The 19,551-nt window shown below is 57.4% G+C and carries 16 protein-coding genes; 10 read left to right on the top strand and 6 right to left on the bottom strand.

Features of this window, described 5'->3' with window-relative positions; genetic code table 11:
* Positions 1-4: 4 nt before the first annotated feature.
* Entirely contained in the window at positions 5-1,534 is a 1,530-nt protein-coding gene (gene pntA, locus ID864_RS03380) for a Re/Si-specific NAD(P)(+) transhydrogenase subunit alpha (RefSeq protein ID WP_048916018.1), read from the bottom strand.
* A 518-nt stretch (positions 1,535-2,052) separates the two neighbouring features.
* On the opposite strand from pntA, the gene ydgH reads away from it, so the two are divergent.
* Together ydgH and ID864_RS03370 are read left to right on the top strand one after the other, a co-directional pair.
* Positions 2,053-3,003, top strand: a complete 951-nt coding sequence (gene ydgH / locus ID864_RS03375) for a DUF1471 family protein YdgH (protein WP_048916017.1) — start codon at positions 2,053-2,055, stop codon at positions 3,001-3,003.
* A 215-nt stretch (positions 3,004-3,218) separates the two neighbouring features.
* Positions 3,219-4,610: a basic amino acid/polyamine antiporter gene (locus ID864_RS03370; RefSeq protein ID WP_048916016.1), complete on the top strand. Its 1,392-nt coding sequence runs from the start codon at positions 3,219-3,221 to the stop codon at positions 4,608-4,610.
* Positions 4,611-4,613: 3 nt separating this feature from the next.
* Here the strand turns inward: ID864_RS03370 and ID864_RS03365 are convergent, their stop codons facing one another.
* Positions 4,614-5,048: a hypothetical protein gene (locus ID864_RS03365; protein WP_099754092.1), complete on the bottom strand. Its 435-nt coding sequence runs from the start codon at positions 5,046-5,048 to the stop codon at positions 4,614-4,616.
* 153 nt (positions 5,049-5,201) lie between these two features.
* On the opposite strand from ID864_RS03365, the gene rstA reads away from it, so the two are divergent.
* The 7 genes from rstA to ID864_RS03335 all read left to right on the top strand — a co-directional run bounded on the left by rstA (position 5,202) and on the right by ID864_RS03335 (position 11,503).
* Positions 5,202-5,930, top strand: a complete 729-nt coding sequence (gene rstA, locus ID864_RS03360; protein WP_048916014.1) for a two-component system response regulator RstA — start codon at positions 5,202-5,204, stop codon at positions 5,928-5,930.
* Positions 5,931-7,223: a two-component system sensor histidine kinase RstB gene (gene rstB / locus ID864_RS03355; RefSeq protein ID WP_048916013.1), complete on the top strand. Its 1,293-nt coding sequence runs from the start codon at positions 5,931-5,933 to the stop codon at positions 7,221-7,223.
* Positions 7,224-7,243: 20 nt separating this feature from the next.
* Positions 7,244-8,728: a carboxypeptidase M32 gene (locus ID864_RS03350; protein ID WP_191149392.1), complete on the top strand. Its 1,485-nt coding sequence runs from the start codon at positions 7,244-7,246 to the stop codon at positions 8,726-8,728.
* A 228-nt stretch (positions 8,729-8,956) separates the two neighbouring features.
* Entirely contained in the window at positions 8,957-9,409 is a 453-nt protein-coding gene (gene asr / locus ID864_RS03345) for an acid resistance repetitive basic protein Asr (RefSeq protein ID WP_099754096.1), read from the top strand.
* 123 nt (positions 9,410-9,532) lie between these two features.
* Positions 9,533-9,616 carry a small membrane protein YdgU gene (gene ydgU / locus ID864_RS23990; RefSeq protein ID WP_455709044.1) on the top strand — a complete coding sequence of 28 codons (84 nt, stop codon included), beginning with the start codon at positions 9,533-9,535 and terminating at the stop codon, positions 9,614-9,616.
* A 119-nt stretch (positions 9,617-9,735) separates the two neighbouring features.
* On the top strand, positions 9,736-10,542 hold the full coding sequence (locus ID864_RS03340) for a trypsin-like serine peptidase (protein ID WP_048916010.1): 807 nt from the start codon (positions 9,736-9,738) through the stop codon (positions 10,540-10,542).
* A 100-nt stretch (positions 10,543-10,642) separates the two neighbouring features.
* A complete protein-coding gene (locus tag ID864_RS03335; protein ID WP_191149391.1) occupies positions 10,643-11,503 on the top strand; it encodes an N-acetylmuramoyl-L-alanine amidase in 861 nt (286 codons plus the stop codon).
* Positions 11,504-11,551: 48 nt separating this feature from the next.
* Here the strand turns inward: ID864_RS03335 and hrpA are convergent, their stop codons facing one another.
* Positions 11,552-15,451, bottom strand: coding sequence for an ATP-dependent RNA helicase HrpA (gene hrpA, locus ID864_RS03330; protein ID WP_191149390.1), 3,900 nt, complete (start codon positions 15,449-15,451; stop codon positions 11,552-11,554).
* Positions 15,452-15,684: 233 nt separating this feature from the next.
* Here hrpA and ID864_RS03325 point away from each other — a divergent pair, with 233 nt between their 5' ends.
* Entirely contained in the window at positions 15,685-16,290 is a 606-nt protein-coding gene (locus tag ID864_RS03325) for an FMN-dependent NADH-azoreductase (protein ID WP_048916007.1), read from the top strand.
* A 46-nt stretch (positions 16,291-16,336) separates the two neighbouring features.
* On the opposite strand, the gene ID864_RS03320 is transcribed toward ID864_RS03325, so the two are convergent.
* Genes ID864_RS03320 through ID864_RS03310 form a run of 3 tightly spaced genes read right to left on the bottom strand, consistent with a single transcriptional unit; the run spans position 16,337 to position 19,476 of the window.
* On the bottom strand, positions 16,337-16,660 hold the full coding sequence (locus ID864_RS03320) for a YdbL family protein (RefSeq protein WP_099754098.1): 324 nt from the start codon (positions 16,658-16,660) through the stop codon (positions 16,337-16,339).
* A 10-nt stretch (positions 16,661-16,670) separates the two neighbouring features.
* A complete protein-coding gene (locus ID864_RS03315) occupies positions 16,671-16,862 on the bottom strand; it encodes a YnbE family lipoprotein (protein WP_048916005.1) in 192 nt (63 codons plus the stop codon).
* Positions 16,846-19,476, bottom strand: a complete 2,631-nt coding sequence (locus tag ID864_RS03310) for a YdbH family protein (protein ID WP_191149389.1) — start codon at positions 19,474-19,476, stop codon at positions 16,846-16,848. The genes ID864_RS03315 and ID864_RS03310 overlap by 17 nt, the downstream gene beginning before the upstream one ends.
* Positions 19,477-19,551 lie beyond the last annotated feature (75 nt).

Genomic DNA, 19,551 nt, shown 5'->3' with positions numbered 1-19,551 from the left:
CCCCTTAGTTTTTACGGAACATTTTCAGCATGCGCTGGGTGACGGTGAAGCCACCAAAGATATTGATGCTGGCAATCAGCACCGCGACGAAGGACAGGAAGCTGACCCAGCCGCCGTGACCGATTTGCAGCACCGCGCCGACCACAATAATGCCGGAAATGGCATTAGTGACCGACATCAGCGGCGTATGCAGCGCGTGGCTGACGTTCCACACCACGTAATAGCCGACCACGCAGGAGAGCGCGAACACGGTAAAGTGGGAGAGGAATTCCGGCGGAGCAACGTTTGCCAGCCAGCCAAACAGCACGATAGCCAGCACGATCAGACCGTACTTGCGCATCGGTGATACGGGTTTAGCTGCGGTTTTTTCCACCTGTACCTGGGCCGCTGCGGCTTTCGGCGCGGCAGAAACCTGAATCGGTGGCGCAGGCCAGGTGACTTCACCCTCGCGGATCACCGTCACGCCACGCACCACCACATCGTCGAAATCAATGACGATGTTGCCGTCTTTCTCTTTGCACAGCAGCTTCATCAGGTTCACCAGGTTGGTGCCGTAAAGCTGGGAAGACTGCGTTGGCAGGCGGCTTGGCAGATCGGTATAGCCAATAATTTTCACCCCGTTCGGGCTGGTGGTCACGGTATCCGCTACGGTCAGCTCACAGTTCCCGCCGTTTTGCGCGGCGAGATCGACAATCACGCTGCCCGGTTTCATTGAGGCGACCATTTCAGCCGTGATCAGCTTCGGCGCCGGTTTACCTGGAATCAGTGCGGTGGTGACAATAATGTCCACTTCTTCAGCCTGAGCGGCAAACAGCGCCATTTCAGCTTTAATAAAAGCTTCAGACATCACTTTGGCATAGCCGTCACCGCTGCCCGCTTCCTCTGCGAAATCGAGCTCAAGGAACTCGGCGCCCATACTTTGCACCTGCTCTTTGACTTCCGGACGCGTATCGAAGGCGCGCACAATAGCACCCAGGCTGCGAGCCGCGCCGATAGCGGCCAGGCCAGCAACGCCGGCGCCAATCACCATCACTTTGGCTGGCTGAACTTTACCGGCGGCGGTGATCTGCCCGGTGAAGAAACGGCCAAACTCGTGAGCGGCTTCAACAATGGCACGATAGCCTGCAATGTTAGCCATTGAGCTGAGGGCATCCAGCGACTGCGCGCGTGAAATACGCGGCACCGAGTCCATTGCCATCACGGTGACGTTGCGCGCTGCCAGCTTCTGAAGTAGCTCAGGGTTCTGCGCTGGCCAGATAAAGCTGACCAGCGTACTACCCGCGCGCGTTAAGGCGATCTCTTCATCGGTTGGTGCGTTAACTTTCAACACGATATCGGACTGCCAGACAGTGACGGAGTCGGTAATGGTTGCCCCTACCGCCTCAAAGGCTGCATCTTCAAAACTGGCGAGTTTACCGGCGCCGCTCTCAACCGCAACGCTGAAACCCAGTTTGAGCAGCTGTTCAACCGTCTTCGGCGTTGCTGCTGCGCGGGCTTCATTGGCCAACCGCTCTTTGGTAATACCAATAAGCATAATCTTCCCTTTCTTCAGAGAGTACGATGGTTTGTTCTCAAGATCCCGATCGATATGACCGAAACGCTAACTGTTGCAAACTGCTTATAACCTACTGAAAATATTTATTTCGATCCAGCCACCATCAGGCTTTTCGTAGACTAACCTATAAAAATTCAGTTTATAGCCCAATAAGCACTATTTTGGACCTGAATCACAGCCAATCAAACGCATAATGTGCTACGATATTTTTTAACAATTAGAGTAAATATGTAGCAAAAAAGTATTGTTTAACAATGCATTAACGGGTTAAGTGGTAATTATTACCACCGTAAGTGGTTAACCGTCTGCAAATGACACGATTCAGCCAGCTTTCCTGGTTATTCTGAAATAAAGAATTATCGCTGGTCTTCCTGCACACAAAATCGCTGAGACAGCGCGCATTATTACATGTAATAATCGGGCGCTAATCTGTTACACATCAAGAGTCCAGCACGTTTTCGTACTCAATTTTTGCGTAAGGCGAAGGATTAATTTTTATGAAGCTGAAGAACACCATTCTGGCCTCAGCCCTGTTGTCGATGACGGCATTGAGCGCCCACGCGGCCCAGGAACTGACCCCGGAGAAAGCGGCGGCGTTGAAGCCATTCGACCGCATCACCATCAATGGCCGTTTCAATTCCATTGGCGATGCCAACGATGCCGTGTCTAAACGTGCTGATTCAATGGGCGCTGCTTCCTATTATGTGCAGGGCATCAATGATACCAACGGCAACGGCGGTAACTGGAGCGTGACGGCGGATGTTTATCATGCCGATGCACCCGCAGCGCCAAAAAATAAAGACCGTATTATTAACGGCGTACGCGAACTGACTAAATCAGAAGCTTACTCTCTTGAGCCTTACGACACCGTCAGCGCCAGCGGTTTCTTCCGCAGCCAGCCTGATGTCAATGATGCCATCACCAAAGCCGCTAAAGAAAAAGGCGCGGCGTCATTCTTTATCGTGCGTCAGATTGATACCAACAGCGGCGGCAATCAGATCATTACCGCCTACGTGTATAAAGCCGATGCGCCACAGCGCAAAGTTCAGTCCCCTGACCTGATCCCTGCGGATTCTGCTGCCGGTAAAGCCGCGCTGGCCGCTGGTGGCACCGCCGCGAAGCAGGTCGAGATCCCGGGCGTGGCTTCAGCTGAAACGCCAAGCAATAAAGTGGGACGTTTCTTTGAAACGCAAAGCTCAACCGGTCAGCGTTACACTGTAACCACTCCGAACGGTAAAAGCGTGCAGGAAGTGAATGCCATCACCGCCGCACAGATGCAGCCGTATGACAGCATCACCTTTACCGGGCACTTCAGCACCCCGACTGAGATTTCTCAGGAAGTGGGCCGCCGGGCGATTGATAAAGGCGCCAAGTACTATCATGTTACCCGCCAATGGTCTAACCAGAGCGGCGGTAACCTGACCGTCTCGGCTGACCTGTTCAAATAAGTTTTGCTGCGGGGTAGCGCTCAGCTGCCCCGCCTCTTTGAATAATTCCCTTCTCTGTTTGCATAAGTAACGCTGAGTAAGCATTGCATCCTGCCCGATCACTCCGTAAAATCGCCCGCCTTTCAGGGGTTCGTTTCCCTTTACACCCTGACAACCAGTATTAACTCTAACGCTGACGATCAAACTGGCATTTTATTCTGCAAGTGGAGTATTTTTTGGACAAAAAGTTAGGTCTTACCGCGCTGACCGCGCTGGTACTCAGCTCCATGCTCGGTGCGGGCGTCTTCAGCCTGCCGCAAAATATGGCGGCGGTGGCCAGCCCGGCCGCGCTGCTGATCGGCTGGGCAGTGACCGGGGTTGGCATCATCTTTCTCGCACTGGCGATGCTGCTGCTCAGCCGCCTGAAGCCGGAGCTGGATGGCGGTATCTTTACCTACGCCCGGGCGGGATTTGGTGAGCTGACCGGATTCTGTTCTGCCTGGGGATACTGGCTCTGTGCGGTGATCGCCAACGTTTCCTACCTGGTGATTGTCTTCTCTGCCATGAGCTTTTTCACCGACTCACCGGGCCACGCGATCTTCGGCGACGGCAATACCTGGCAGGCGATGCTCGGCGCCTCGGCGCTGCTGTGGCTGGTGCATGCCCTGGTGCTGCGCGGCGTGCAGACCGCCGCCAGCATTAACATGGTCGCGACGCTGGGCAAGCTGCTGCCGCTCGGGCTGTTTGTGCTGCTGGCGATTGCAGCGTTCAATTACGACCGCTTCAGGATTGATTTTACCGGCATCGCGCTGGGTAAACCGGTGTGGCAGCAGGTGAAGGATACAATGCTGATCACCCTGTGGGTGTTTATCGGCGTGGAAGGTGCCGTGGTGGTCTCCTCACGCGCCCGGGATAAAAAAGATGTGGGGCGCGCCACGCTGCTGGCGGTGGTCGCCGCGCTGGTGGTTTATCTGCTGGTGACGCTGCTGTCGCTCGGCATCGTGCCCAGAGACCAGCTGGCGGAAATGCGCAACCCCTCGATGGCCGGGCTGATGACTGCCCTGCTGGGCTCCTGGGGCAATCTGGTGATCGTGGTCGGGTTAATCGTTTCGGTATGCGGTGCCTATCTGAGCTGGACCATTATGGCCGCCGAAGTCCCGCTGGTGGCGGCGCAGCATGGTGCATTTCCGCGCCTGCTCAGCCAGCAGAACGCTCGCGGTGCGCCTGCCGCCTCGCTGTGGCTAACTAACGGCTGCGTACAGCTTTGTCTAATCCTGATTTGGCTGACCGGCTCCGACTACAACACCCTGCTGACTATTGCCTCAGAGATGATTCTGGTGCCTTACCTGCTGGTGGGTATCTATCTGTTTAAGGTGGCGCGTGAGCGTAAGCACGCGCCTGCCAGGGTGGTCGCCATCGGTGCCAGCGCCTACGGCGTGTGGCTACTGTACGCTTCAGGTCCACTGCATCTGCTGCTGTCGGTGGTGCTGTATGCACCGGGCATTGCGCTGTTTTTGTTTGCCCGCCGCGGTGGGCGTGCAACGCAGTCGTTAAACCGGGCGGAAAAATCGATGATGGTGGCGCTGGTGCTGGCGGCGCTGCCCGCCGCATGGCTGCTGGCGCGCTGAGGATTAGTGCGGTACGACCGGAATGATCACGTTCAGCCGGTCGTCATACTGTGCGAGTTGCAGCGGCCGGGCGTACTCCTGGCGGATAGTCACCATCTGCTGTTCGGAAAGCGGATAAGGCAGCAGGATATCGAAATGATCGATCTGCTGCTGCTGGGCCAGGGTGATCAGGCGGGCAATATTGATTTCATCACTGACCTGGGTGGAAATAATTTGCAGCGCCAGATCTTTCAAACGCTCCGGCGATGAGGCACGCGGCAGATCGGCCGGTTTGCGGGTAATCATGCCAAAAAACGGAATGACCCCGTAGATGGCGTCGACAAAACTCCAGCGCTTTTTGCATGATGCGGAGAGAAAATCAATGTAGTTGAGGCAGATGGGGTTACTGTGCTCTGCTGCGACCCGCTTTGTTTCTGGCACTCTTCTCTCCTTATCCATTTTCAACCACTGACCTGACGCTGATGCACCTTCAATTTAGAGGGGTATCATGACATATTCGGCCGGGATTATACTACATAAGCCCAATATTTGGCGTTGATAAATGGTCGGATAAGGATAAGCTACGTTTCTCTCTAGCGATGAACCGGCACTATGAACAAAATTGTATTCGTTGAAGATGATAAAGATGTGGGCGAACTGATCGCCGCCTATCTCGGGCGTCACGATATCGAGGTCATTGTCGAATCACGCGGCGATCGGGCAGAAGAGACCATTGCCGCCGCCTGCCCTGACCTGGTGATGCTCGACATTATGCTGCCGGGTAAAGACGGCATGACGCTGTGCCGCGATCTGCGCAACAGCAGCAGCTGGTCGGGCCCCATCGTGCTGCTGACCTCGCTCGACAGTGATATGAACCATATTTTGTCGCTGGAAATGGGGGCCAATGACTACATTCTTAAAACGACGCCGCCTGCGGTGCTGCTGGCCCGACTCAGGTTACACCTGCGCCAGGCTGGCGTTAGCAGTCCGCACGAGGAGATTGCGCCCAGCGTGGCCGGGCAGAAGATGCTGCGCTTCGGCACGCTGAGCATCGACCCGGTTAACCGCCAGGTCACGCTATCGGATGAGATTGTCGCTCTGTCGACCGCCGATTTTGACCTGCTGTGGGAGCTGGCAACCCATGCCGGAACCATTCTCAACCGTGACGCGCTGCTGAAAACCCTGCGCGGCGTCAGCTATGACGGCATGGATCGCAGCATTGATGTCGCGATCTCACGCCTGCGCAAAAAGCTGCTGGACAGTGCGACCGAACCCTACCGCATCAAAACCATCCGTAATAAAGGCTATCTGTTTGCTCCACACGCGTGGGATGCGCAATAAATGAAGAAGCTGTTTATTCAGTTTTATCTGCTGCTATTCGTCTGCTTTCTGGTGATGGCGATGCTGGTCGGTCTGGTGTACAAATTCACCGCCGAGCGTGCCGGGCGCGAGTCGATGGATGACCTGATGAAAAGTTCGCTCTACCTGATGCGTAGCGAACTGCGCGAGATCCCGCCACGCGACTGGAACAAGACCATCGATAACCTCGACCTTAACCTGTCGTTTAAGCTACATATTGAACCGATGAGCAAATATCAGCTCGACCCGGTCACCATGCACCGCCTGCGCGCAGGGGAAATTGTCGCGCTGGATGAGGAGTACACCTTCTTACAGCACATTCCGCGCAGCCACTACGTGCTGGCCGTTGGCCCCATCCCGTACCTGTTCTTCCTGCACGAAATGCGCATACTCGATATCGCCCTGCTGGCCTTTATCGGTATCTCCCTGGCGCTGCCGGTGTTTATCTGGATGCGCCCGCACTGGAAGGACATGCTGAAGCTGGAGTACGCGGCTCAGCGTTTAGGCCAGGGGCATCTGGACGAACGCATCCATTTCGACAGCGCCTCCAGCCTGCTGCGCCTTGGCGTGGCGTTTAACCAGATGGCCGATAACATCAACACGCTGGTCGCCAGCAAAAAGCAGCTGATCGACGGTATTGCCCATGAGCTGCGTACCCCGCTGGTGCGCCTGCGCTATCGGCTGGAGATGAGTGATAACCTCACCGAGGCTGAATCGGCGGCGCTTAACCGCGACATCGGCCAGCTGGAAGCGTTAATTGAGGAGCTGCTGACCTATGCGCGCCTCGATCGCCCGAAGGTCGACCTCAATCTGCAAAGTCTGGATCTCGCCGCCTGGCTGCACGAACGGCTGGAGGATATCCGCTCGGTGCATCCGGAATTTACCCTCGAACTGAATACGCCGCAGCGCGAAAATATTGGCGTGGCCGATGCGCGCCTGATGGAGCGCGTGCTGGATAATCTGGTGAATAACGCGCTGCGCTATGCCGATCATCACCTGCGCGTTGGACTGTGGTTTGATGGTAACCTCGCCTGCTTACAGGTTGAGGATGACGGCCCCGGTATTCCACTCGATGAACGCCAGCGGGTGTTTGAACCTTTTGTCCGTCTCGATCCCAGCCGTGACCGTGCCACCGGCGGCTGCGGGCTTGGGCTGGCGATTGTGCACTCCGTCTCGCAGGCTTTTGGCGGCTATGTGACCATTGACAGCAGCCCGCTCGGCGGTGCCAGCGTGCGCTTTTGCTGGCCGATCGATCACCCATTACGCGCTACCTGACTCAACTGATAAGGAACTTTATGTCTTCTGCTTACGCTAATCTGACCCGTACTTTCCAGCGTCTGTCACGCTTTGGCCACCTGTCGGCAATTGCCGGCTGGGATATGATGACCATGATGCCCGCAGGCGGCAGCAGCGCACGCGGTGCGGCGCTGGCGGAACTGAGCGTGCTGCGCCATGAAATCCTGACGGCCAAACAGGTTGGCGAGTGGCTGCAGCAGGCGCAGCAGGAAGATCTGGATGATGTGGCGCAGGCCAACCTGTTTGAGATGCAGCGCGCCTGGCAGCAGGCGTCCCTGCTGCCCGCTTCTCTGGTTGAAGCCAAATCGATTGTTGGTTCTCGCTGTGAACACGCATGGCGCAGCCAGCGCCCGAACAACGACTGGCAGGGTTTCTCCGCCAACCTGAAAGAGGTGGTGAAGCTGAGCCGCCAGGAGGCGGAAATCCGCGCTCAGGCCAACTGCTGCTCGCGCTATGATGCCCTGCTGGATGTTTTTGAACCTGGGATGACCAGTGCAAAGCTCGATCTTACCTTCGCTGACCTCAAACAGTGGCTGCCGGATTTACTGCAAAAAATCGTCGCGCAGCAGTCGCAGGAGAACGTTGCCGTTCCCGCTGGCCCGTTCCCCCAGGCGCAGCAGCAGCAGCTGGGGCTGGCGATTATGCAGCAGCTCGGCTTTGATTTTAATGGCGGACGTCTGGATATCAGCGCGCACCCGTTCTGTGGCGGCGTGCCGCAGGATGTGCGCATCACGACCCGTTACAACGAAGCCGAATTTATCAGCGCGATGATGGGGGTGATCCACGAAACCGGCCACGCCCGCTATGAGCAGAACCTGCCGCAGCATTGGGCTGACCAGCCGGTGGCGCTGGCGCGCTCGACCGCCATCCACGAGTCGCAGAGCCTGTTCTTTGAGAAGCAGCTGGGCCGCAGCCCGGAGTTCCTCAGCCTGGTTCAGCCGCTGGCCGTGCGCCTGCTGGGCGATCAGCCTGCAATGGCCGCAGACAACTTTATTGCCTTAAATCAGCGCGTCAAGCCGGGTCTGATCCGCGTTGATGCCGATGAAGTCAGCTATCCGGCGCACGTCATTCTGCGTTACGAAATTGAAAAAGCGCTGATTGCCGGGGAGATTGAAGTTGAGGATATCCCGGCGCTGTGGGATGAGAAAATGCAGCAGTGGCTGGGCCTGGATACCCGGGGCAACTATCGCGATGGCTGTATGCAGGATATCCACTGGACCGACGGCGCGTTTGGCTACTTCCCGACGTATACGCTGGGTGCAATGTATGCGGCACAGCTGTTCCAGGCAGTTAAACGGGCAATCCCACAGGTCAGCGAGCAGATCCGCGCGGGCGACCTGCAGCCGGTGTTTGACTGGCTCCAGCAGAACATCTGGCAGCACGGCTGCCGCTTCAGCACGCGCCAGCTGATTGAAAATGCTACCGGCGAAGACCTCAATCCGCGCTATTTCCGCCAGCATCTGGAAAACCGTTACCTTAAATAACTGTTGCATACTGGGTCGGACATAGTGGGTAGGGCATGCCCGACCCCTACATTGATTCGGTAGGGTCGAGGCATGCCTCGACCGGTTATCACGTCGCCCCCCTGCTTGTACAATCGGTTACACGCCGATACCAATCACTCACGGAAGCCCGCCTCGCATTCCCTTATAGTCTCTTCACCGGCCCCGCAGTGGGCTGATACATGAACTAAACACTTTGAGGGTTTCACAATGAAAAAATTATTCGCTCTGGTTGTCGCCGCTGCAATGGGTCTGTCTTCAGTTGCTTTCGCTGCTGAAACCAGCGCTGCTCCAGCAACAACTGCTGCTCCAGCTGCTACCACCACCACTGCTGCACCGGCTCCAGCTAAAGCCTCTGTTAAGCACGTGAAAAAACATCATAAAGCTGTAGCTCAGAAAGCTCAGGCTGCTAAGAAGCACCACAAAGCTAAAAAAGCTGCCGCTCAGAAAGCGCAGGCTGCTAAAAAGCACCACAAAGCCAAGAAAGCTGCCGCTCAGAAAGCGCAGGCCGCTAAAAAGCACCACAAAGCAGCTAAAAAACCTGTAGCCCAGAAAGCGCAGGCGGCTAAAAAGCATCACAAAGCGGCTAAAAAACCTGTAGCTCAGAAAGCGCAGGCTGCTAAAAAACACCACAAAGCTAAGAAAGTCGCTCCTAAGGCTTAACTCTTCAGCCGAGCTCCGCCCTCGGGCGGAGCCAAAAAGCGGTCCACTCCTTGAGACATTGTAGGGGTTGGCCCATAAACTCAAACACCCGGTTTTACCGGGTGTTTTTTTAAGGAGTTTCGGATGATGGTGCGTCGCTATTTATTCGAAATCATTCTGGTTGTGATGATCGTCTGTGGCGTTGTTGCCGCCAGCTTCTATCTTTAAATGCAGTCTCTGTAGCGTGCTGATATTCCAAATTAAACTCCCTTTTCTGGCACTATCCGTCTATAGTTACTGCATTAGCGTAACCACAAATTACAATGCTTCTCCAGCCTGAGAAAAATATGCGCCTGACTGCTGTGTTATTAATGGGTTGCTTAGCCTTTTCGTTCTATTCTTACGCCGATGATGACGGCCCGAGTGAAGCCGACGTAAAAACGCTATTTTTTGGCAAGGACGATCGCCTGCCGGTAAGCCAGACCGCTACGCCACCGTGGGAAGCCATCGGCCAGCTGGAAACAGAGAGCGGTAACCTTTGCAGTGCTACCCTGATTGCCCCAAACCTGGCGTTAACCGCCGGACACTGCCTGCTTAATCCCCCGGGAAAACTGGATAAAGCCGTGGCGCTGCGTTTTATCGCCAATGGTAAAGGCGGCTGGCGCTATGAGATCCACGATATTGAAGCGCGGGTTGATCCGGCTCTGGGCAGGAAGCTAAAAGCGGATGGCGATGGCTGGATCGTACCCGCCTCCGCTGCGCCTTATGATTTTGGTTTGATTGTGCTGCGTAATCCCCCTTCCGGGATTGTTCCGGTGCCGCTGTTCGCCGGTTCGCGTTCAGAACTGACCGCCGCACTGAAGCAGACTGGCCGTCGGGTTACCCAGGCGGGCTATCCTGAAGACCATCTTGAAACGCTTTACTCCCACAGCGACTGCCTGATTACCGGCTGGGCGCAGAAAACCGTGCTGTCGCACCAGTGCGATACCCTGCCCGGCGACAGTGGCTCCCCGCTGATGTTGAAAGTGAACGGCGACTGGCAGCTGATCGCGGTGCAGAGTTCTGCTCCGGCGGCGAAAGACCGCTACCTGGCAGACAACCGCGCTATCGCTGTGACTGCCTTCCGCGACAGCCTGGAAGCGTTAGCGCAGTAGCATCTATCGTCAATCTGATAGCCGTTTTAACGATGTTCCGCCGGGGTGAATTAAATAATACTGTCAGCGCCTGTATTAATTCACTTCACGGACGGAAATCATGAATAAAGCCCTCACGGCGATCCTCGCCATAGCATTGACCGGATGTTCAACCGGTAACCTCGTTTCACGGCCAGGTTACCAGGTCAATACTCAGCACCCTTCGCAAAGTCAGAATGAACGCGTTCGTTTTCTCATCCTTCACTACACCGCAGAAGACGATGCCGCATCCATGGCGTCATTAACCCGGGGTTCAGTGAGCGCGCATTACCTTGTCCCCTCGGCCGCCGATCCGGCATTAAGTAAAAAAATGGTCTACCAGCTGGTCCCTGAGGATAAGCGTGCCTGGCATGCCGGCCTCAGCAACTGGCATGGCCGCAGCAATCTCAATGACAGCTCTATCGGCGTGGAGATTGTCAACCTGGGTTACCGTCAGGACGCGCTGGACAGATACTGGTATCCCTGGGATGCGCAGCAAATCAGGCTGGTGGCCAGCCTGGCGAAAGATATCATCCAGCGTTATGGCATTACCCCTTATAACGTTCTCGGACACAGTGATGTTGCGCCAACGCGCAAGGTTGACCCCGGCCCACTGTTTCCCTGGCAACAGCTGGCTGAACAGGGAATCGGCGCCTGGCCCGACAAACATACCGTGCAGCACTACCTTGCCGGTCGCTCATTTGCCGCCGCGGGTTCGGTCAGTAAAATTCAGGCCGATCTCGCCAGCTACGGTTACACTATTCCACAAACTGGCGTGAACGACGCCGCAACCAGGCAGGCTATCAGCGTATTCCAGATGCATTTCCGCCCCTCGAACTACACTGGGGTTGCGGATGCAGAGACTGAAGCGATTGCCGCAGCACTGGTGGCAAAATATCGTCCGGCGAGCCGCAGTCTTCTCACGGAGGAGTATGGGGATTAAACAACCGATGGCGACCCGCTGCGGTGCGCCATCAACCCCCGACCACTGTCAGACAGTAATCTGCTCCATCGCCTGTAAAATACGCTTTTCGGAGATTGGGTAAGGTGTTCCCAGCTGCTGCGCGAAGAAACTGACGCGCAGCTCCTCAATCATCCAGCGGATATCCTGTACTTCCTCATCATCCCTGCGCTCAAGCGGCAGCTTGTTGAACCACGTATTCCACGCCTGCTTCACCGTTTCGACCTTCATCATGCGCGCACGGTCGCTGTGCGGATCAACCGCCAGTTTCTCCATGCGCCGCTCAATGGCGTGCAGGTAGCGCAGGGTATCGCCGAGGCGTTTCCAGCCGTTGCCGGTGACAAATCCGCGATACACCAGGCCGCCCATCTGCGCTTTGATATCCGATAGCGCCAGCGCCATCGTCATGTCCACGCGCCCTTTCAGCCGCTTATTGATATTGAACACCGAGGTGAGGATCTGTTCGACCTTCTTCGCAATCTCGACCACCGTGTCGTTCAGTTCGGCGCGGACTTTATCATGCAGCTGCATGTAGCCCTGCTCCTGCCAGCTTGGGCCACCGTGTTCGGCAATCAGCTTATCCACGCCGCAGGCGATGCAGTCGTCGATCAGATCCAGCACTTTGCCATAAGGGTTGAAGTACAGCCCCAGCTTGGCCTTGTTTGGCAGCTTTTCGTGCAGATACTTAATCGGCGACGGGATATTCAGCAGCAGCAGGCGGCGCTGGCCGCGCCACATCGCTTTTTGCTGCTCGTGCTGCGAGTCAAACAGGCGGATCGCCACGCTCTCTTTTTCGTCTACCAGCGCAGGCCAGGCTTTCACGCTATAGCTACCGCGCTTCTGCTCGAAGTGATCCGGCAGATCGCCAAAGCTCCAGATATGCAGCCCGCTCTGCTCCAGACCGTCATCAGCCACTTTCGACAGGGTTTCCTGGACTTTGCCTTTTAACTGCAGTTTTAACGCCGTCAGATCTTTCCCTTCCGCCAGCTTGCGGTTGTTTTCGTCAACAATGCGGAAGGTCATTTTCAGATGATCGGGCACCTGATCCCACTGCCAGGCTTCGCGTTCCAGCGTTACGCCTGACATGCGGCGGAATTCGCGCTCCAGCGACTCCAGCAGCGGCAGCTCAAGCGGCGTCGCGCGGCCAAGGAATGCATCGGCGTAGTTCGGCGCGGGAACGAAGTTACGGCGTAACGGCTTAGGCAGTGATTTGATCAGCGCAATCACCAGCTCGCGGCGGATACCGGGGATCTGCCACTCAAAACCCCGCTCTTCCACCTGGTTGAGCAGCGGCAGCGGTACGTGCACCGTCACGCCATCGGCATCTGCCCCTGGCTCAAACTGATAGCTCAGGCGCAGTTTCAGATTGCCCTGATGCCAGAAGTTCGGATAGTCGAGCTTGCTGACGTTTTCCGCGCCCTGCTTGATCAGCATCTCTTTGGCGAAGTTAAGGCGATCCGGCTCTTCGCGACTGACGGTTTTCCACCAGCTGTCGAAATGGCGCGCGGAAACCACGTCGTGGGCAATACGCTGGTCGTAGAATGCAAACAGCGTTTCATCATCCACCAGGATGTCGCGCCGGCGCGACTTGTGCTCCAGCTCTTCAACTTCGGCACGCAGCTTAAGGTTCGCCTTAAAGAAGGCGTGGCGCGTCTGCCAGTCGCCCTCCACCAGGGCGTGACGGATAAACAGCTCGCGCGATAGCACCGGGTCAATCGTGCCGTAATTCACCTTACGGGCAGCGACGATCGGCAGACCGTACAGCGTTACTTTCTCGCTGGCCATCACCGCGCCCTGACCTTTTTCCCAGTGCGGCTCGCTATAACTGCGCTTCAGCAGGTGCTGCGCCACCGGTTCAATCCACTCCGGCTCAATGCGCGCCGCAATGCGCCCCCACAGGCGGCTGGTTTCCACCAGTTCGGCGACCATGGTCCACTTCGGTGGCTTTTTGAATAAACCGGAGCCGGGGAAGATGGCGAAACGGGCGTTGCGCGCTCCGGTAAATTCCTGTTTGTCCGCATCCTTCTGACCGATATGCGACAGTAGCCCGGTGAGTAAGGCGGTGTGAATTTCACGCATTTCGGCCGGTGCGCTGTTCACCGGCAGCCCGAGTTCGCGCACGACCTGGCGCAGCTGGGTATAGATGTCCTGCCACTCGCGCACGCGCAGGTAGTTCAGGTATTCGGTTTTGCACTGGCGCCGGAACTGGCTGGAGGAGAGCGCTTTTTGCTGCTCCTGCAGGTAGTTCCACAGGTTTACAAAGGCGAGGAAATCAGACTCTTTATCAGCAAAGCGCTGGTGCTTCTCATCGGATGCCTGTTTCTTCTCCGCCGGGCGCTCGCGCGGATCCTGGATCGACAGCGCGGCGGTGATAATCATCACCTCGCGCACGCAGCCATATTTCTGTGCCTCCAGCACCATTTTCGCCAGGCGTGGGTCGACCGGCAGCTGCGCCAGTGCACGGCCCGATGGGGTGAGCTGATAGCGCTGATTGTCAGCGAGCGTGATGGCACCCAGCTCCTCCAGCAGACGTACCCCGTCCTGGATATTGCGCTGGTCCGGTGCCTGCACAAACGGGAAAGCGGCAATATCGCCGAGGCCAAGCGCCGTCATCTGCAGGATCACCGAGGCCAGGTTAGTACGCAGGATCTCCGGGTCGGTAAACGCCGGGCGGCTGAGGAAATCCTCCTCCGCGTATAAACGGATGCAGATACCCTCCGAGACGCGTCCGCAACGCCCTTTACGCTGGTTAGCGGAGGCCTGAGAAATCGGCTCAATCGGCAGGCGCTGCACCTTGGTACGGAAGCTGTAGCGGCTGATGCGTGCCGTGCCCGGATCGATGACGTATTTGATGCCCGGTACGGTCAGCGAGGTTTCCGCCACGTTGGTCGCCAGCACGATGCGGCGCCCGGCATGGGACTGGAACACGCGGTTCTGCTCGGCGTTCGACAGGCGCGCATACAGCGGCAGCACTTCAGTATGCGGCAGGTCGCGCTTCATCAGTGCATCGGCGGTGTCACGAATTTCGCGTTCACCGCTCATAAAGATCAGGATATCGCCACGGCTCTCACGCCCCAGCTCATCCACCGCGTCAAAAATGGCCTGCAGCTGGTCGCGGTCAGTATCATCAGCATCTTCCACTACCGGACGGTAGCGAACTTCCACCGGATAAGTGCGGCCGGAGACTTCAATCACCGGTGCGTTATGGAAATGGCGTGAGAAACGCTGCGGATCAATGGTCGCCGAGGTGATGATCACCTTCAGGTCCGGGCGCTTAGGCAGCAGCTCGCGCAGATAGCCCAATAGGAAGTCGATGTTCAGGCTGCGCTCGTGCGCTTCATCGATAATGATGGTGTCGTACTGCATCAGCAGCCGATCCTGCTGGATCTCCGCCAGCAGAATACCGTCGGTCATCAGTTTGACCTGGGTGGTTTCACCGACCTGATCGTTAAAGCGCACCTTGCAGCCGACACAGCCGCCGAGTGAGGTTTCCAGCTCCGCTGCAATACGGTCAGCAACGGTGCGTGCCGCCAGGCGGCGTGGCTGCGTGTGGCCTATCAGCCCGCGAATGCCGCGCCCCAGCTCCATGCAGATTTTCGGCAGCTGCGTGGTTTTACCCGAACCGGTTTCCCCGGCGACGATCACCACCTGGTGATCGCGGATAGCATCGGCAATATCCTGCTTCTTCTGGCTGACCGGCAGATTTTCCGGGTAGCGGAGGGTTGGCGTCGCGGCACGTCGCGCGGCCACGCGCTGCTCGGCCTGAGCGATTTCCGCACTCAGCTCATCGGTCAGCGCCTGGAGCGCCGCCGGATTTTTAATTTTTTTCGCGCCCTGCAGGCGGCGCTGGAAGCGCTGGCGGTCGCGCAACATTAGCAAATCCAGCCGTGAATAGAGCGGCGCCAGGGCAGATTGTGGTGATTCAGACATGGTAAAAGCTCACTTTGTCGCGCCTGATGCGGGCAACATGGCATTATCAGGGATTAAAATTTTTGCGTATTCTAGCACAGACAGCGACTTAGCGATTTATTTGCCCGCGAGCTGTTATTCAATTATTTCGAACATTGATATCGAAAACTCGCACTTACACTCGCCGTCATTTATCCGTAAAGTGTTATCCATTGAGCGGATAGCCTTCCGCATGACAAAACAGGAAAAAAACCATGAGCAAAGTATTAGTACTGAAATCAAGCATCCTTGCCGGTTATTCTCAGTCTGGTCAGTTGGCCGATCACCTGGTTTCCGAGTGGAAAGCGGCCCATCCGGCTGATGAAGTGACCGAACGTGACCTGGCCGCTAACCCGATTCCAGTACTGGACGGCGAGCTGGTTGGCGCACTGCGTCCTTCTGATGCCGCGCTTACCCCGCGTCAGCAGGAAGCGCTGGACCTGTCCAACGAACTGATCGCTGAGCTGCAGGCACACGACACCATCGTGATCACTGCGCCAATGTACAACTTCAACATCCCTACCCAGCTGAAGAACTACTTTGACCTGGTGGCGCGTGCCGGTATCACTTTCCGCTACACCGAGCAGGGTCCTGAAGGCCTGATCAAAGGCAAAAAAGTGGTGGTGCTGTCCAGCCGTGGCGGTGTTCATAAAGACACCCCAAGCGACCTGCTGACCCCGTACCTGACCCTGTTCCTCGGCTTCCTCGGTATGAGCGACGTGCAGTTCGTGTTTGCTGAAGGTATCGGTTACGGTCCTGAAGTGGCAGCGAAAGCCGCCAGCGATGCGAAAGAAGTGATTTCTCAGATCGTGACTGCCTGAGTTTTATCGCCAAAAGAAAGGCTAAGGCACCGTGACGGTGCCTTAGCTACTTCTTAATCCACTGGCCGTTTATCCCCCGCACGAACTCTCCCGGCTTTGCCCGCTCTACCAGCTTCTGCCCGGCGATATTCGCCACGTCACGCGTGGTCAAATTGTTCTGCTGCGCCAGTATCTGATACTGATTCATGCGCCCGGCATTGATCTCTTTCACCAGCGCCGCTGTCTCTGCATCCTGCTGCACCGCGGCAATGTAGCCGTTAAGCGTTTCGCCTACGCGCCCCTGCTGCCGAGCCTCATCAAGCGTCAGCGCCATCACCTGTGGCGACAACAGCAGGCAGCCCAGCAGTAATCCGCTGCAAAGTCGTTTCATTGCTTGCTCCTCAGAACAGACCGCTCTGGTTTTTTAACAGGGCTTCCACGTCTTTATCGACCTTGATATGGATCTCATGCTCAATTTTGACGTTCATATTGATGGTGATCGGCTCTTTTGGCGCGGCAACCTCAATGCGGGGGATACAGCCGCTAAGCAGCAATAGACAGCCTGCCATCAGCAGGCTAATTCGGGCTTTCATCACTCATTTCCTTTTGCGACGGCAGGGTGGCATTTTGCTCCACCCAGGATTGCAGGTTATCGCCAAAGCGCAGACTGCGCCAGAGTTGGAACAGGTTTTCCTGCTGGGTATAGTTCAGCGTGACGCGCTGGTCACGGTTGCTGAAGCGGCTGGTGCCATCAACCTTTGCGGTCATTTTCATCCAGCCAAGATTGTCGAGGTCAAGGGTGGCCCAGCTGCGCGAAATTTCCATATAGCGCAGCCAGTCCATCGCCGCTCCGGCGGCAAAGTTATTGCTGCTGATGGCATCGGCCATATCTTTATCCATGCGCACGGTTAATGGCCCACTGTTGGCTATCCAGCCCTCTTTCACCAGCCAGCGTGAATCATTCAGCCACAGCGGCAGCGCGCCGTTAATGTGGCCCGACATGGCAATCTGTTTAAGCTTCATCGCCGTCACCAGTTCGGAAACGCTCAGATGCTGAATAGTAATCGTGGCCGCCTGCGTCTGCGGCATCTTCAGGCTGGCCATACTCAGCTGGCCACCTAACAGTTCGAGGCTGACGTTGCTCAGCTCCAGCGGCTGCCTGGCACTCCACGGATACCAGCCCTGCAGATCTGCCGTAACGTTTTGCATGGCAAACTGGTTTTTAATCTCTTTGATGCGCAGCGAGACCGGGCCGTGCGTGCCGAAGTACCAGCGGTGCTCGCGCAGGCGGAACGGCAGCGAGAAATCGATGCCGTTAAATTCGTTATCCGGCAGCAGCGCACTGCCGTCCTGCACCAGGAAGTGGCCGCCCGCTTCCAGCCCCTGATCGCTGGCGGCAGAAAACGCCACCTGAGCCTTGAGCGTGCCATCCAGAATCGCCAGCTTGAGGTCCGGGCTGAGCAGCGGCTGGAAGACGCGCAGCGACTGCTGAGGCCACCACATCTGCCCACGCAGGCGTTCACCGTCCCAACGACCGCGCACCTGCACCGGACCAATGCGCTGCGCCTGCAGGCTGCCGCTGTAGAGGAACCACGCCGGGTCACGCCCTTTCACCGTCAGCGTCAGAAGCGAAGGCGGCAGATAGCCCCCGGCGCTGAAGCGCGTGTCCTGCGCGTTGAGCTTCAGCTCGCCGTTAAATGCGGGATGCTGCGCGTCGCGCTGCCAGCGCACCGACTTACTGAGCGTCAGGCGCGGAGCGTCCACCGTGACGCTGCCATAGGTGAGATGGTCAAATCCGGTCGACAGCGACTGCAGCTCAATCAGCGTGTCCTGCCAGCGTCCGTTACCATTCATATCCCACTTCGCCGCCAGCGGAGCCAGATAGCCGTCGCCCCAGTAGCGCCACAACCACTGCCCTTTATCGGGCCAGAAGTCGGTTGCGCGGCCATCCAGATGCAGGCGAAAACGGCCCATTTCGGCGTCGTGGGCGCTGAGGATCGCCTGCAGTCGGCCATCAATTCCGGCTGATGAAACCGCGACGCCAGCCAGCGGCCAGCGGGCTTCATCCACTTCCAGCGTCGACAGCAGCCGCCCTTTCATCCGCAGTAGTGCGCCGGGCTGCAGGTGCAACTGCGGGTCGAGCAGCGGCCCGCGCAGCTCACCGGGTAGCCCGGCGAAAAACTGCAGGCTGGCCAGTTTGCTCTCACCCGTCAGGCGAAACGGCAGCTGGCTGTCACTCCAGTCAAGATGACCAGGGCCGAGCGTCAGCACCACATTCCCTTTCCCCCCGCGCCCCTGGGTCAGCAGATTAAGACGCCCGCTAATCTCGCTGGCGGGCAGACCCTGCTGCCAGTTTTTGGCACTGAGGGCTATTCCCCCTGACAGCGGCTGCCCGGCGTAAGGCCAGCTCCACTGCCCCTGGGTAATGTCAATCTGCTGAGAGCTGATGTGCCATGGCAGCGTCAGCAGCGGCGTACTTTGGTGTTCAGCGATGGCGGACAGGGTGCCGCTCTGCTGCTGCCAGTCAAGCGTGATCTGCAGCGGGTCAGGGATCCCTGCCAGCGCCAGCTGCCCACGCAGCGCGCCCTGTTCCGGCAGGCCATCGGGTAGGTGTGGCAACGTCAGCGTACCGCTGACCGTGACGGGCCGTGCCACGCCGGGCGCCTGAACCGTCAGTGCGTCGATCGCCAGCTGTTGTCCGCTCAGTTGGGCTGCCAGCGTCAGATTTTTGCTCTGATAGCTGACCTGCTGGCGCTGGGAATCGAAGGTGAGCTGCAGAGCTCCAGCCCACTGCTGCCAGGGAGAAACGCTGAGCTGGCGGATATTGACGCGGGCGTTGGGCAGCATTTGCTGCCATTCGGCGAGGCTGCGCGGTGCGGAAGGGTTATCTGATGTGGGAAGTTTAGCCAGGCAGGCGCTGTCAATCGCCACGCTGTCCGCCGCCAGCTGCCACTGTTTTTGCTGGTAGCCGAGGGAAACATTCACCACTTTCGCCAGCTGACAGTCGCCCGCGCGGTAGCGGATGCCGGGCAGAAACAGTGCCCCATTGCGCCAGCGCGGATTGCCGTCCAGTGCGATGGTAGTATCCGCAGGCAGCCAGATACCAGCCACCCTTGGCAGCCACTGGGTAACCGTAAGAAGAAGTCCTGTTAGCAGCAGGATCACCGCCAGCAGCGCCGCAAGCGCCCTTTTCCAGCCCCGTTTCATGGCAGTAAAACCCTGTTCGCTCCGTGATTATCCCTGAATGATGGCACGGAATATCACTCGGGTGAAGTTTTTCAC

Origin of the sequence: Erwinia aphidicola (genome assembly GCF_014773485.1) — a bacterium.
In the GTDB taxonomy this organism is placed as follows: Bacteria; Pseudomonadota; Gammaproteobacteria; order Enterobacterales; family Enterobacteriaceae; genus Erwinia; species Erwinia aphidicola.
Note: the sequence above shows the minus strand (reverse complement) of the source record. Positions and strands in the feature narration are given on the sequence as shown.

Excerpts from the sequence above, each read along its gene's own strand:
- pntA (WP_048916018.1), bottom strand. The coding sequence starts at position 1,534 with ATGCTTATTGGTATTACCAAAGAGCGGTTGGCCAATGAAGCCCGCGCA.
- ydgH (WP_048916017.1), top strand. The coding sequence starts at position 2,053 with ATGAAGCTGAAGAACACCATTCTGGCCTCAGCCCTGTTGTCGATGACG.
- ID864_RS03365 (WP_099754092.1), bottom strand. The coding sequence starts at position 5,048 with ATGGATAAGGAGAGAAGAGTGCCAGAAACAAAGCGGGTCGCAGCAGAG.
- rstA (WP_048916014.1), top strand. The coding sequence starts at position 5,202 with ATGAACAAAATTGTATTCGTTGAAGATGATAAAGATGTGGGCGAACTG.
- rstB (WP_048916013.1), top strand. The coding sequence starts at position 5,931 with ATGAAGAAGCTGTTTATTCAGTTTTATCTGCTGCTATTCGTCTGCTTT.
- ID864_RS03350 (WP_191149392.1), top strand. The coding sequence starts at position 7,244 with ATGTCTTCTGCTTACGCTAATCTGACCCGTACTTTCCAGCGTCTGTCA.
- asr (WP_099754096.1), top strand. The coding sequence starts at position 8,957 with ATGAAAAAATTATTCGCTCTGGTTGTCGCCGCTGCAATGGGTCTGTCT.
- ydgU (WP_455709044.1), top strand. The coding sequence starts at position 9,533 with ATGATGGTGCGTCGCTATTTATTCGAAATCATTCTGGTTGTGATGATC.
- ID864_RS03340 (WP_048916010.1), top strand. The coding sequence starts at position 9,736 with ATGCGCCTGACTGCTGTGTTATTAATGGGTTGCTTAGCCTTTTCGTTC.
- ID864_RS03335 (WP_191149391.1), top strand. The coding sequence starts at position 10,643 with ATGAATAAAGCCCTCACGGCGATCCTCGCCATAGCATTGACCGGATGT.
- hrpA (WP_191149390.1), bottom strand. The coding sequence starts at position 15,451 with ATGTCTGAATCACCACAATCTGCCCTGGCGCCGCTCTATTCACGGCTG.
- ID864_RS03325 (WP_048916007.1), top strand. The coding sequence starts at position 15,685 with ATGAGCAAAGTATTAGTACTGAAATCAAGCATCCTTGCCGGTTATTCT.
- ID864_RS03320 (WP_099754098.1), bottom strand. The coding sequence starts at position 16,660 with ATGAAACGACTTTGCAGCGGATTACTGCTGGGCTGCCTGCTGTTGTCG.
- ID864_RS03315 (WP_048916005.1), bottom strand. The coding sequence starts at position 16,862 with ATGAAAGCCCGAATTAGCCTGCTGATGGCAGGCTGTCTATTGCTGCTT.
- ID864_RS03310 (WP_191149389.1), bottom strand. The coding sequence starts at position 19,476 with ATGAAACGGGGCTGGAAAAGGGCGCTTGCGGCGCTGCTGGCGGTGATC.